13 protein-coding genes are annotated in these 12,281 nt (G+C 63.0%); 6 read left to right on the top strand and 7 right to left on the bottom strand.

What is annotated here, in order from left to right; all coding sequences use genetic code 11:
* Positions 1–93 precede the first annotated feature (93 nt).
* A complete protein-coding gene (locus tag NKJ26_RS09085; protein ID WP_352598463.1) occupies positions 94–1,866 on the top strand; it encodes a glucan ABC transporter ATP-binding protein/ permease in 1,773 nt (590 codons plus the stop codon).
* Between the two features lie 101 nt (positions 1,867–1,967).
* The gene (locus NKJ26_RS09080) at positions 1,968–2,720 is read left to right on the top strand and encodes a heme ABC transporter permease (RefSeq protein ID WP_352694976.1); all 753 of its coding nucleotides are present in this window, start codon (positions 1,968–1,970) and stop codon (positions 2,718–2,720) included.
* Positions 2,721–2,770: 50 nt separating this feature from the next.
* Here NKJ26_RS09080 and NKJ26_RS09075 read toward each other — a convergent pair whose 3' ends face one another.
* On the bottom strand, positions 2,771–3,829 hold the full coding sequence (locus tag NKJ26_RS09075; protein ID WP_352694974.1) for a D-TA family PLP-dependent enzyme: 1,059 nt from the start codon (positions 3,827–3,829) through the stop codon (positions 2,771–2,773).
* Positions 3,830–4,018: 189 nt separating this feature from the next.
* Here NKJ26_RS09075 and NKJ26_RS09070 point away from each other — a divergent pair, with 189 nt between their 5' ends.
* The 4 genes from NKJ26_RS09070 to NKJ26_RS09055 all read left to right on the top strand — a co-directional run bounded on the left by NKJ26_RS09070 (position 4,019) and on the right by NKJ26_RS09055 (position 7,816).
* Complete coding sequence (locus NKJ26_RS09070) at positions 4,019–4,705, top strand: D-lyxose/D-mannose family sugar isomerase (RefSeq protein ID WP_352694973.1); 687 nt, start codon at positions 4,019–4,021, stop codon at positions 4,703–4,705.
* A 318-nt stretch (positions 4,706–5,023) separates the two neighbouring features.
* Positions 5,024–6,340, top strand: a complete 1,317-nt coding sequence (locus NKJ26_RS09065; protein WP_352598459.1) for an Nramp family divalent metal transporter — start codon at positions 5,024–5,026, stop codon at positions 6,338–6,340.
* A 161-nt stretch (positions 6,341–6,501) separates the two neighbouring features.
* Entirely contained in the window at positions 6,502–6,915 is a 414-nt protein-coding gene (locus NKJ26_RS09060; RefSeq protein WP_352598458.1) for a hypothetical protein, read from the top strand.
* 337 nt (positions 6,916–7,252) lie between these two features.
* On the top strand, positions 7,253–7,816 hold the full coding sequence (locus NKJ26_RS09055; protein WP_352598457.1) for a sigma-70 family RNA polymerase sigma factor: 564 nt from the start codon (positions 7,253–7,255) through the stop codon (positions 7,814–7,816).
* Here NKJ26_RS09055 and NKJ26_RS09050 read toward each other — a convergent pair whose 3' ends face one another.
* From NKJ26_RS09050 to NKJ26_RS09025, 6 genes are all read right to left on the bottom strand, one after another.
* A complete protein-coding gene (locus tag NKJ26_RS09050) occupies positions 7,817–7,993 on the bottom strand; it encodes a hypothetical protein (RefSeq protein ID WP_352598456.1) in 177 nt (58 codons plus the stop codon). It abuts the gene before it with no gap.
* Between the two features lie 173 nt (positions 7,994–8,166).
* Complete coding sequence (locus NKJ26_RS09045) at positions 8,167–8,385, bottom strand: hypothetical protein (protein WP_352694972.1); 219 nt, start codon at positions 8,383–8,385, stop codon at positions 8,167–8,169.
* Positions 8,297–9,382 carry a class I SAM-dependent methyltransferase gene (locus tag NKJ26_RS09040; RefSeq protein ID WP_352694971.1) on the bottom strand — a complete coding sequence of 362 codons (1,086 nt, stop codon included), beginning with the start codon at positions 9,380–9,382 and terminating at the stop codon, positions 8,297–8,299. Before NKJ26_RS09040 ends, NKJ26_RS09045 begins: the two co-directional genes overlap by 89 nt.
* The gene (locus NKJ26_RS09035) at positions 9,379–10,371 is read right to left on the bottom strand and encodes a GNAT family N-acetyltransferase (protein WP_352694970.1); all 993 of its coding nucleotides are present in this window, start codon (positions 10,369–10,371) and stop codon (positions 9,379–9,381) included. Before NKJ26_RS09035 ends, NKJ26_RS09040 begins: the two co-directional genes overlap by 4 nt.
* Complete coding sequence (locus tag NKJ26_RS09030; RefSeq protein ID WP_352694969.1) at positions 10,368–11,432, bottom strand: glycosyltransferase family 4 protein; 1,065 nt, start codon at positions 11,430–11,432, stop codon at positions 10,368–10,370. The genes NKJ26_RS09035 and NKJ26_RS09030 overlap by 4 nt, the downstream gene beginning before the upstream one ends.
* Positions 11,429–12,274, bottom strand: coding sequence for a PIG-L deacetylase family protein (locus NKJ26_RS09025; protein WP_352694968.1), 846 nt, complete (start codon positions 12,272–12,274; stop codon positions 11,429–11,431). Before NKJ26_RS09025 ends, NKJ26_RS09030 begins: the two co-directional genes overlap by 4 nt.
* Positions 12,275–12,281: the final 7 nt, after the last annotated feature.

Genomic DNA, 12,281 nt, shown 5'->3' with positions numbered 1-12,281 from the left:
TGTTTTGCGACGCGTCAACCGTTACGTGTCAGGAAATGGTGCAGTGCACAATATTGAAATTGAGCACAATAGAAAGTTGGCGGAGTAGCTGAAGTGTCACTTCTGCAGATCTATTGGAGAGCGTTGGGTTATCTGGCCTCGGACAAGAAGCGCGTTGCGCTGATTTGCGGCGCCAATATCGCGCTGGCCATCATCGCCATCCTGGAGCCGATCATGTTCGGCCGGGTCATCGACGCCATCTCCGACCGCGGCTCGGTGTTCTCGACGCTCGCGCTCTGGGCTGGGCTCGGTGCCTTCAACATCATCGCTTTCGTCATGGTCGCGCGCGGCGCCGATCGCTTTGCCCATGCCCGGCGCAGCGAAGTGCTTTGCCAGTCGTTCGAGCGCGTGATCACCATGCCGCTTGCCTGGCATCACCAACGCGGCACCTCCAATTCCCTGCACACGCTGTTGCGCGCGGTCGAGACCCTGTTCAGCCTCTGGCTCGAATTCATGCGTCAGCACCTGTCCACGGCCGTTGCGCTGTTTCTGCTGATCCCGACGGCGATCAGCATGGACGTGCGCATGTCGATGGTGCTGCTGGTGCTTGGCGTTCTCTATGTCGGCATCGGCCGGCTGGTGATGCGGCGGACCAAGGAGGGCCAGGCCGCCGTCGAGCGCCACTATCACAAGGTGTTCGCGCATGTGACCGACTCGGTCAGCAACGTCGCCGTGCTGCAGAGCTACAATCGCCTCGGCCACGAGGCCGACACGCTGCGCCGCTACGTCAAGAACCTGCTCGACGCGCAGAACCCGGTGCTCGACTGGTGGGCCATGGCCAACGCGCTGCATCGCCTGTCGTCGACCATTTCGATGATGGTTGTGCTTTTGATCGGCGCCTACCTGGTCACCCATGGCCAGCTGCGCATCGGTGACGTCATCGCCTTCACCGGCTTTGCGACGCTGCTGATCGCCCGGCTCGATCAGATGTCGGCTTTCGCCAACCAGATTTCGGAAGCCCGCGCCAAGCTCGAGGAGTTCTATCATCTCGAGGACTCGGCAGCCGATACCGCCGAGCCGGACGGCATGCGCGATCTCACCAATGTCACCGGTCATGTCCGCTTCGAGAATGTCGGCTTCGAATTCGCCAATTCGGGGCAAGGCATCGACGACGTGTCCTTCGAGGTTCAGGCGGGTCAGACCGTGGCCATCGTCGGCCCGACGGGTGCGGGCAAGACCACGCTGATCAACCTGCTCCAGCGCGTCTTCTCGCCGTCCAACGGCCGTATCCTGATCGACGGCGTCGATACCCGCACAGTGACCCGCAAGTCGCTGCGCCATGCGATCGCGACCGTGTTCCAGGATGCAGGCCTGCTCAACCGCTCGATCGAGGACAACATCCGGGTCGGCCGCGCCGATGCGACCTATGACGAGGTCCATGCAGCCGCCAACGCGGCCGCTGCGCAGGACTTCATCCTGGCCAAGAGCAATGGCTACGACACGGTGGTCGGCGAGCGCGGCGGTCAGCTGTCGGGTGGCGAGCGTCAACGTATCGCGATTGCCCGCGCCGTGCTGAAGGACGCGCCGATCCTGGTGCTCGATGAGGCGACCAGCGCGCTCGACGTCGAAACCGAGGACCGCGTCAAGGAAGCGATCGACGAATTGCGGCGCGACCGCACCACCTTCATCATCGCCCACCGCCTGACCACCGTTCGCGACGCCGATCTGGTCGTGTTCATGGACAAGGGCAAGGTGGTCGAAATGGGTGGCTTCGCCGAATTGTCGCTGCGCAACGGCCGCTTCGCCAGCCTGCTGCGCGCCGGCGGCCTGCTCAACGACGAGGAGGTTCGCCGCCTCAGCCGCTCAGTGCAGGGCGAGGCCGCGTAAAAGGCGGTGTTTACCTTCTCCCCAGGGGGAGAAGGTAAGACTTGACCTGCGACACCAGCACTCGATTGCCCCAGCCACGCTGCCGGTCTATTTAAGGCCGCATGAGCGACACGAGTTCACGCTTGGCCGGCTGGATGGATCTTGCCAACCCGACACGCTTTGTCGGGCTGGCCGACAAGGTCGTGCCGTGGCTGGCCACCATTGCCGCCCTCATCCTTGCCGCCGGGCTCTATATGAGCTTCACCGCGCCTGAAGATTTCCAGCAAGGCATCACCGTGCGCATCATGTACATCCACGTGCCTTTCGCGTGGCTCGCCATGATGTGCTACACGCTGATGGCGGTTTCCGCGCTCGGCACGCTGGTCTGGCGGCATCCGCTGGCCGATGTCGCGCTGAAATCGGCCGCGCCCACCGGCGCCGTCTTCACTGCGCTGGCGCTTATAACCGGTTCGATCTGGGGCAAGCCGATGTGGGGCACCTGGTGGGTCTGGGACGCGCGCCTGACCTCGGTCTTCGTGCTGTTCCTGATGTATCTCGGCATCATCGCGCTGACCCGCGCGCTCGACGACGCCGGACGCGCCGCCTGGGCCGCCGCCATCATCACGCTGGTCGGCTTCATCAACATTCCGATCATCAAATTCTCGGTCGAGTGGTGGAACACGCTGCATCAGCCGGCCTCGGTGTTCCGGCTTGGCGGTCCGACCATCGACCCCAGCCTGCTGTGGCCGCTGCTGGTAATGGCTGTCGGTTTCACGGTGCTGTTCTTCGCGCTGCACCTGATGGCGATGCGCACCGAAATCCGACGCCGCCGGATTATCGCCATGCGTCGTATCGCGGCACGGCAGGCCAACTGAGCTTCGTCGAATAGCGTCTGAAAATTCCGTCCGCTACGGCAGCGCTCGTCTCACCCCATCAGGCCGCGCGCTGCCACCGGTAGCGTCTCCAGCACCGTCTCGCCGTCGATCAAATTGACCTCGTTGAACAGGTTGGTGACCACGCAGCAATGATCGGGCACGACACGCACGCGTTCGCCGATGTGCAGCTTGCCGTCGCCCGAAAGCGTGACGGTGCCATGTTCCTCGCTCAGGCCAGTTACTCGCGCTCCTTGAATGCCAAGCAGTTCGCCGAAATCGGCCAGCCCCAGCGTGTCGCTGGACAGCGCCTTGCTGCCGGCGTCGAGGATGGCGCGCGTTGTCGTCGGATGGCTGACCACCGTCGAGAGCACCGTCAGCGCGCAATCGTCGAGTTTGCCGACGCCCTTGGCGACCTGGTAGCGGTCGAGATAGATGTAGGTGCCCGGACGATATTCGGTGACGACCGATGCCTTGTTTGAGCGCCACATATCCGGTGTGCCGCCGCTGGAGATGCGTTCGCAAGCGAGACCGGAAGCGGCCAGCGCCCGCTTGGCGTCGGCAAGCCAGGTTTCGGCCTCGGCTGCGCGGCCGGCGGCCGGATAGGTCATCAGTCCGCCGAAAACGAGGCCTGCGGCCCTATCGATCCGCCTTGCCAGCGCAACCGCTTCACTGGTCGTCTGCACGCCGCAGCGGCCCATGCCGGTGTCGCATTCGACCAGCACCGGAAGAGGGTGACCAGTATCGGTGAAAGTGGCCGCCAGCCCCTCGACGGTCTCCATGCTGTCCGCCGTCACCGACAGGGTGACATGGCGGTGTAGCGCCAGAAGCCGCTCCAGCTTGGGGCGGCCCAGAATGTTGTATGGAAGAAAGATGTCGGTCAGTCCTGCATCGGCCATCACCTCGGCTTCGCCGATCTTCTGGCAGGTGATGCCGACGGCGCCGGCCGCGACCTGCTTCTTCGCCCAATAGGGCAGCTTGTGCGTCTTGATGTGAGGCCTGAGCTTCAGTCCATTCTTGTCCGCATGGGCCTGGGCGCGCGCGATGTTGGCTTCTGCGCGCGCGGCGTCGATCAGGATCGATGGCGTATCGAGGTCGTTGATTGTCGGCATCATCTGTCACCCTGTGGCAAATCCGCAGGGGTTATGGCCCTCAAAGCGCGCGATGTCATGCGGCCAGCGGCTCGGGTTTGTGGTCCATGCGCTGTAAGCGCCAGGTTCGTGCAGGCAAGATGGATCGACACCGGATCGGCGTTCGGCTATGCGATTTGTCGGAAAAATCGACACCTGAGGACCACGATCATGAAACGCTCCGCCATCAACGACATCATCCGCGAAGCCGACGCTTTCATCCGCTCGTTCGGCTACATCATGCCGCCCTTCGCCTATTGGTCTCCGGAGGAGGCGAAGGCGCGCCAGGTCGATTCCTCGGCCGTGTTCACCTCGCGGCTCGGTTGGGACATCACCGATTACGGCCAGGAGAAGTTCGACGAACTCGGTCTGTTCCTGTTCACCGTTCGCAACGGCCGCTACGAGGACATGAAGAGGGGCATGGGCATGCTCTATGCCGAGAAGATCATGATCTCGCGCAAGGACCAGCTGTCGCCGATGCACCGCCACAACATCAAGGCCGAGGACATCATCAACCGTGGCGGCGGCAAGCTGGTGCTGGAACTGTTCATGCACGATCGCGACGGTGGCATCGATCCCAAGGCCGAGGTGTCGGTTCCTGTCGACGGAACTATCCACAGACTGCCGGCGGGCGGGCTTCTGAAGCTAGATCCAGGCCAGAGCGTCACCCTGCTGCCCGGCGTCTGGCATGCCTTCTGGGCCGAGGGCAAGGATGTGCTGATCGGCGAGGTGTCGACCGTCAACGACGATCTCACCGACAACGTCTTCCGCGATCCGATCGGCCGCTTCTCAAACATCGACGAGGATGTCGCGCCGGTGCACCTGCTGGTGTCCGACTACGAGAAGTGGCTGGGCTAGATTCAGGTGTGAATTGAGGCGCCAGGCCGGCCAAGATTGCCATCATCTCGATGACAACAGCCCGGCGCCTCCTCGATGCTCGCTGCACAGGCATGACGAGGTGATCGGCACGTCTGGCTAGCATGACGTCGACGGCGTCGTGCCTGGGGCAATCCGCGGCGTGCGGGACGGCCACTATCAGGGAACAAAACATTCGATCGGATGTTCGAATCCCAATCCTGGTGCGGCTCATGGACCGCTGCGGCGGCATCTGGCTGGAGCGATGGTCATGAGGCTCGTCCCGGTTTCCCTCGTGGTTCTGTCTGAAATGCCTGCTTCATGACCGGGCGGGCTCGTCACAATGTTGGCCAAGCAACGAACGGGGTTGGCCGAGCAACGAACGGGCGGAATGGCGGCATCGTCCGCAGCCTGGGCCTCGGACTGATTACCGGTGCGGCCGACGACGACTGCTCGGCCATTGGCACCTACGCAAGCGCCGGAGCCCGGTTCGGACCTGAACTTTTGTGGACGGCGCCGGTCACCCTTCCGATGATGTACACCGTCGTGTACCTCTCGTCCAAGCTTGGCCAAGTCTCGGGCCGCGGCCTTTTCAAGGTCATTTCCGACTTCTATCCGCGTTGGCTGCTATGGTCGGTTCTGGTGGGTGTGCTGATCGGCAACACGGTCGAGGCAGCTGCCGATCTTGGCGCCATGGCGGCGGCTATCATCCTGTTCGTGCCGCTTCCTGCTCCATTGATCGTGGTTGTCGTCGCGCTCGTCATTTTTGCGCTGCAGGTATTCGGATCCTACAAATTGATCCGCAACGTATTCCGTTGGCTGGCGCTGGCTCTGCTCGCCTATGTGATTTCAGCCGTTCTTGCCAAGCCGGATGCGGCTTCCGTCCTGCGGGGTACTCTGCTGCCGAGAATCGAATTCAGCCCCGAATACCTGTCGATACTCGTCGCCATCATCGGCACGACGCTTTCCGCATACCTCTACACCTGGCAGTCCAACCAGGAGGTGGAGGAGGAGATCGCAGAGGGCAGGACGACACTCGAAGAGCGCAAGGGAGCCACTGAAGGTGAGCTTCGCCGGTCTCGGCGCGATATTCTGATCGGCATGACGTTTTCCAATCTGATCATGTATTTCATCATCCTTTCGACGGGATCGACGCTGTACGAAGCGGGGCAGACCCAGATCGAGACGGCGGCACAGGCCGCCGAAGCGTTGCGGCCGCTTGCCGGTGACGCTGCCGGAATTCTCTTCGCAGCCGGCGTGATCGGCGTCGGCTTCCTGGCGGTTCCGGTCATGACGGCCGGCGCCGCCTTCGATTTCGCCCAGGCCGTAGGATGGAAGAACAGCTTGAATGCCAGGCCGCGGCAGGCGCCAGAATTCTACATGGCGACCGGCGTGATCACTCTGGTGGCCGTGGGGCTCAATTTTTTCGGCTTTAACCCGATGAAGGCCCTGGTCTGGTCGGGTATCGTGCAGGGTTTTTCAACGCCTCCGCTTCTGCTCCTCATTCTCATCATGACCAACAATCGCAAGATCATGGGCGACAAGGTCAACAGCAGAAGCACGAATATCCTGGGTGGCGTGACGACGGTAACGATCTTTGCGGCGTCGGCAGGGCTGGTGGCAACCTGGTTCATGTAACCCGGCAGGAAAGGACGTTCAGCCGCGGTGGAACATCTGCAGCCAACCGTCGTTGACATAGTTGCGAGAGAAAGGGGCTGTCCATGTCAAACTTCCAAGCTGCCACCCCTGAGCGTTTGGAGCAACTCAGGACGGAGGCTTCGGCTTATTTCGCTCCGATGATGCTGCGCGAGGCGTTGCGGCGTCTTTCCCGGGTGTGCGGAAGCGATGGTCTCGATCGGTTCGAGAAAGCCATGATCGATCAGATCGAGGCAACGCGGGACGAGCGGCCCGATTTCGAGACGATCAAGGAATTCGCGGTCGAGCAGCTTTATGGCTGGATCAAGGAGGCCGGCGCTTCGCCGGACGCGAAACAGCCGCTGGAGAGGGTCGAAACCCGCAGAACGTCTGGTCGCTCGGAAGAGCCGGAAACGCTGGAGGATCAACTGCAGGCAGGGCTGGAGGATTCCTTTCCCGCAAGCGACCCGCCGGCCGTGGTGTCCACCACCATCGCCGGCCGGGCGAAGAAGCTGGTTGGCACCGATGAGGTTCTGAAGAAGCAGCGGCAAGAGAACAGCGGAGCAGACGGCCGCTAGCCTGCGTCTATCTAGGGCCACCGGCGTGGTGTTCATCACAGCCTGACGGCTGCTTCCCGGGCCGAAGCCGCGGTGCCTAGCGTCATCAGCGTTCCATACGCGTCCGGGTGCATTGTCCCCGAAAGAAACGCGCGCAAAGCCTGTGAACCGAGCCGCAGAAGGTGCAGGTGAGGCGATGCGAACACGCCGGATTCGGCCGATGTCTCGGCCGGCGGGCAATTTTCTAAGGAGTTACCTTCAATACCCGGAACGATACAAACTTCTATGCATTTAGCGGGGGCGGGGTTCATATATTGGTTTCTTGGGAGCTGGACCATTGTCATCCAGAGGCTATGCTTTGGCCAATCAGGAAAGCGGCGAAATCTCCATCGTTGACCTGATACCCGCGTTACGGGCGTTCGCTCGCACCTTCTGCCGCGTCCCCGACGATGCCGACGATCTGGTGCAGGAGACGTTGACCAAGGGTCTCGCCAACATCGATAAGTTCGAGCCCGGGACGCGCATGAAGTCGTGGCTCTTCACCATTATGCGCAATACCTATTACACGCGCGCCAAGGCCGCGGCCAGGGAAGCGCCGGGGTTGCTTGACTGCGCATCCCTGAGACCAATTTCGGAAGCCACTCAGGAATGGTCCGTTCAGAGCAAGGAGGTCCACGGCGCTATCCAGAGGCTGCCGGAACATCAGCGCGAGGTCTTGATGCTGATCGGCGTTCTGGGCGTCAGTTATGAGGAAGCGGCCGAGATATGCGGTTGCGCGGTGGGAACGGTGAAAAGCCGGCTGAACCGCGCTCGCGCCAACGTCCTCGAATTTCTTGGAGAAAGCTCGTTGCAGACGCTTATGGAAAGACGAAATCACCTGTCGGAAGGGCAGTTCGACATGGAAGTCGATGGTCGCAGATAGCTAGTTCCTCACGTCACGCCGACGTTTCTCAACGAGCGCATTCTGCAGTTCGATCGCCAGCTTGGTCAATCGATCGGGAACCTGCTCCTGCTCGATGGCAGTCAGCAGAGAGGCAATCTCCCTATCCACCGCCATGCCGATATGCGGGTCTGTGCTATCATCGCTCGAACGAGACATATTATTCTCTTGGACGTGAGCCCCTCACTTTGCTCCCCTCCTCTTAGTGTGGTGCCCAGCACCTGGCTTTGCAAGCTTATGCGCAGCGCGATCCCGTCACCGGCCGCCCCCTTGCACAGATTTATTTCCTCATTCCTTGCCCGGCCGAAGTCCCCAAAACGGCGCGTCAGCATTCAGTCCTCGGGCAATCGGTCCGCGGCATGATCCTGGTATTGATCGGACTTGATTCGATTGCCGTCCTGCCCGCGTTCCTCGCTGTGCTGCTTTTTGTCCCGGTTGGACAGAACCGCGTTTTCCTCGATCCTATCCTTGGCCAGGTCGGTCATTGCGCCGGCGCCGGTACCCTTGCCCTGACTGCCGCTGCCGATGTGCTTCTTGCCGCCGGATGCCATGCTGATCTCCTTCGAATTGGCGATACTGCGCGGTGTCCCTTTGCTTGACGTCCGAACTGGCATTGGGCGGTAATGTTCCGTCGCTCCGTGCAAGCAGGAAGGCATCGCCGTCCCACAACCCAAAGGGCTTTTCGCCATCGATGACGATCTGTAATTCGTAAGTTTCGGCTAGCCGACGGATGTCGGCGCGGTCCAAGAACAGGGATCCGCGATAGGAGTAGTTCAGCAAGGCCAGTCTGCCCGGCCTTTTCAGGACGCGCGCGATTTCCTCGAAATGCCGCTCGGCCACGCCAGCCAGCACCAAGTAGGGGAAGCTGTCGACCGCCAGCACGCAATCGAAATATGCATCGCCGAACTCGGCCAGGTCGAGGCCGGAGGTTTGCCGCAACTCCACATTGCCAAGCGCGGCGCATTGCTCGCGGGCGATGGCGACCATCCGCGGCGATATGTCGATGCCGACCACCTGGCCGAAGGATTTGGACAGAGCGCGTTCGAAACGCCCGATGCCGCAGCCGATATCCAGAATGTTTCGTCCGCTTCCGGTGAAGTCTTGCGCTTCCAGCCACGCGACGATCTCGGCGGTCGTGGCCGACAGCTTTTCCTCATCGCCGAGGGACGACAGCTGCACGCTTGCCGCTCGCGAAATCGCCGCCGCAGCGTCGAAGCCCGAGGCCAGCCGCCTGACGACAGCGGCATCCGTCTCGTCCCTGTCGCGTTCGTGGCGAACGGCGGCGCCCGTCTTCCGCAGCGTGGCAAAAACATCCGGCCTGCGGCGAAGCAGGTTGGCGATCCGTCGCAGCGTTGCTATGTCCCGGACGTCGACCGGATCGATGTCCAGCACGATCTCCGCCAATTCCGCTGCCCCGATCCCCGTATCGAGATGCAGTGCCAACCTGGCGATGACCGCCTCGGCGCAAGCGCCGTCCGCCATGCAGTCTTCCACCGCCAGCCTGACCGCTGTCCGGCGATGCGCTGATATCGGTCCTGTCGCGCTCATGTTCGCGTCCAAACCCTTCGCATCGTCCATCTGTCGACGGCACCCCAACCGTATTTGTAGGCCTCCTGGCCGCGCAGGAAATCGAACTCGCGCGCACCTTCGCGGATCGATTCGGCGATCGCATGGCCGATCAGGATCGCCCCCGGGCTCTCCTCGGCATAGGCCGGGTCGAACCCCCCGAGATAGGCATAGGCGCGGCCGCGATGGTGAAATCCGTAATAGGCGCCGACGACCCTGTCATCGATCGCGATCAGCCAGCATCGGGCCAGACCTCGTGGGCGAAGCATGGGGAGGGCGTGCCTATGAAATTCCTCCACAGCGAAATCGGCCAACACACCGTCTCCGTGCCGGGCCCAGCGCGCGCCGTGCAGGCGGATCAGCTGATCGAGGAATGTCTGGCAATCACCCTGTGCCGGCACTACCGCGACGCGGCCGCGCCTGGATGCGGCCCGGCCCGCGCGGCGCAACTGGCGTCTCCGTCGCGCAGGCACGCACCCGGCAAGCGTGTCGTCGCCGGCGATGGCGAGCACGGGACAAGCCGCATGGCCGACTGGCTGACATGCCGGCAACTCGGGATGCGCGATCGCCAGGCCGGCACTGCCTGCCGGCAGATCGGACAAGATCCATTGCGACCACCCGATCGAGAGGATCCTTTCGGCAATGGCGGCGCCGACGGAGGTCTCGATGCCGGGAACACACAGGATGTCCAGATAGTCGCTGAGCGAAATTCCGATCGGAAGCAGTTTCGAGCTCGCCGTCCCATGTTCGAGATAGAGCGGCGCCAGTCCCACCAGATCGTCGCCGCGCCACACGGCGACCGTTGCCAACTCGCCCGGGGCGAACGAGCGCCACCACGGCACCAGCCAGGCTGGAGATTGAAAGGGCGTGGCGGAGGAACTCCGCTCCCATAGCTTCCACCAGTGCGGCGCCAGCGCCTCGAATTGCGTGGGGTCGCCGACGATCTCGCTTCGGAGCCGGGGCTCGCTCACAGTGATGCGGCCAAGTGCGCCTGGCCGGTGCCAAGCCGCGCCAACGCTTGGTAGGCGTCCATGTAGGACGAGATCATCCGCTCCAGCGAAAATCGCCGGCGCGCCTCGGTCCTGCATGTCTCTGCATCCAGGCTGGATGCCGCGACGATGGCTTGCGCCATCTCGTCGACATTGTTGACGAGAAACCCGGTCTTGCCGTGTTCGACCACATCCGGAAGCGCACCATTCGGAAACGCGACGACCGGCGTGCCGCAGGCGAGGGCTTCCATGGCGACGAGCGAGCTGGTCTCGGCCGCAAGGCTCGGGACGACCAGGCAGCGGGCTGCGTTGAGAAAACGCCGCTTGGCGGTGAAGCCGAGCGGGCCGAGGAAGCGGCGCCGGCCGTCGAGACGGGATTTCACCTCGTCGTGAAAGTACCGCGTATGCGTTTCGTATGGATAGACCTTCCCGCCAATGACCAGCGGCACGCCGGCCTGCTTGGCCGCATCCAGCGCCAGATGGATTCCCTTTTCCGGACATATGCGGCTCAGTACCAGCGCGAAGTCGCGCCTTGGCTGCGGCAGGTTCAGCGCTTCGATGTCGACGCCGTTCGGGATCGGGGCAACCAGCCTGGCGTCCGGCGGCGCGGTCTTGTGCTGGGCCGCCGATACGGCGTGAAGCCAGAGGTCGTCGCGCGCCGGACGTAGCGCCTCGGCCGGGTACCAGCCGAGCGGCAGGTGAAGCGTCACCAGGGTCGGGCCATCGTCGGGCAGATAGGCGTCGAAATCGATGCCGTGCAGGTGAATCACGTCGATCGGCCATTGGCCGCGGGCGGTCGCGATCGCGGCGCGATGAGCCCGCTGTGCCCGACCCTTCGCCGCCTCGTCGAGCACGCCGGCCGCGGCCGGCGTTTCCACAAGAATGCCGCTCGCACTGGAACCTCGGCAACCGACGACGATGGACCGGTGACCGGCACGCACCAGCGCCTGATCGAGCATCGACAGCACCTGTTCGGCACCGCCGACCGCGTCCGGCCCGACAGGCGCGAGAGGATAGGCGACGTTGAGGACGGTGAGCGTCATGGCTGGTCCAGCCGCAGCGTCTCGTGCGCGAGGGCGCTTGCACGCAACCAGCTGTCAGGCTCAAAGCCCAGCGGCAGCGATTCATAGTAGAGCCTGCCGTTGTTGGGCAGCTTCAGGAAATCGTAGGCCGGAGCCAGCCGGAAGCGCTCGGTGCGCGTCGAAAAAGGCGCCAGCGTTCGCTGTTGCGTGAGATGCCTGGCCAGCATGCGCTGCTTTTGCTGAAAGGCTGCTTCGGTCAGGCAGACCTCGATGCAATCGCCGCCGGTATTGCTGACGAAATCCTGAAACACTGGACCGTCGGGACCAGCCGAATAGAACGCCATTTCGACGATGGTGGGCGCCGGCCGCCGGTCGCGGCGCAGCAGATGGCAGGCGGCGTGAACGGCAAAGGCGGTCGCGTCATGGTCGGGATGGCCGCCTTCGAACGGATGTGTGCAGACGAACCGGATCCCGGGATCGGAAAAAAGGCACGTGAGTTCCTGCGCCAGCGCAACGAGATTTGCAGTGGCCTCCTTGTCGGGATAGCCAAGCGCGGTCAGAGCTTCCGTCGGCAGGCCGGCGGCGGCCAGGGCTTCCATCAGTTCGGCACGGCGGGCAGCGGCGTAGTCCTGCCATGTCTCGAAGCCATGGGCATGCGCATCGGCAAGATCGCGTGGCGCTCCGTCCGTTACATGGATGATGCGGCATGCCCGCAATCCGGCAAGATGTCCGCCGATGCCGATCGTCTCGTCATCCGGATGCGCGACGACGACCATGATGGCGGAGCCGTGAGTTCCGTCGTTGCCCGTCAAAAGGGCGGTGAATTCGGCCAGCGTCTCAGACGATTGATTCGTGGGCCGCATGGGAGCC

The organism is Mesorhizobium sp. M0152 (genome assembly GCF_040322415.1).
GTDB lineage: Bacteria > Pseudomonadota > Alphaproteobacteria > Rhizobiales > Rhizobiaceae > Mesorhizobium.
Note: the sequence above shows the minus strand (reverse complement) of the source record. Positions and strands in the feature narration are given on the sequence as shown.

Bases quoted from the DNA above. Each gene is read 5' to 3' on its own strand.
- NKJ26_RS09045 (WP_352694972.1), bottom strand. From the start codon at position 8,385: ATGGCATCCGGCGGCAAGAAGCACATCGGCAGCGGCAGTCAGGGCAAG.
- NKJ26_RS09030 (WP_352694969.1), bottom strand. From the start codon at position 11,432: ATGACGCTCACCGTCCTCAACGTCGCCTATCCTCTCGCGCCTGTCGGG.
- NKJ26_RS09065 (WP_352598459.1), top strand. From the start codon at position 5,024: ATGACCGGGCGGGCTCGTCACAATGTTGGCCAAGCAACGAACGGGGTT.
- NKJ26_RS09070 (WP_352694973.1), top strand. From the start codon at position 4,019: ATGAAACGCTCCGCCATCAACGACATCATCCGCGAAGCCGACGCTTTC.
- NKJ26_RS09050 (WP_352598456.1), bottom strand. From the start codon at position 7,993: ATGTCTCGTTCGAGCGATGATAGCACAGACCCGCATATCGGCATGGCG.
- NKJ26_RS09075 (WP_352694974.1), bottom strand. From the start codon at position 3,829: ATGCCGACAATCAACGACCTCGATACGCCATCGATCCTGATCGACGCC.
- NKJ26_RS09060 (WP_352598458.1), top strand. From the start codon at position 6,502: ATGCTGCGCGAGGCGTTGCGGCGTCTTTCCCGGGTGTGCGGAAGCGAT.
- NKJ26_RS09040 (WP_352694971.1), bottom strand. From the start codon at position 9,382: ATGAGCGCGACAGGACCGATATCAGCGCATCGCCGGACAGCGGTCAGG.
- NKJ26_RS09080 (WP_352694976.1), top strand. From the start codon at position 1,968: ATGAGCGACACGAGTTCACGCTTGGCCGGCTGGATGGATCTTGCCAAC.
- NKJ26_RS09025 (WP_352694968.1), bottom strand. From the start codon at position 12,274: ATGCGGCCCACGAATCAATCGTCTGAGACGCTGGCCGAATTCACCGCC.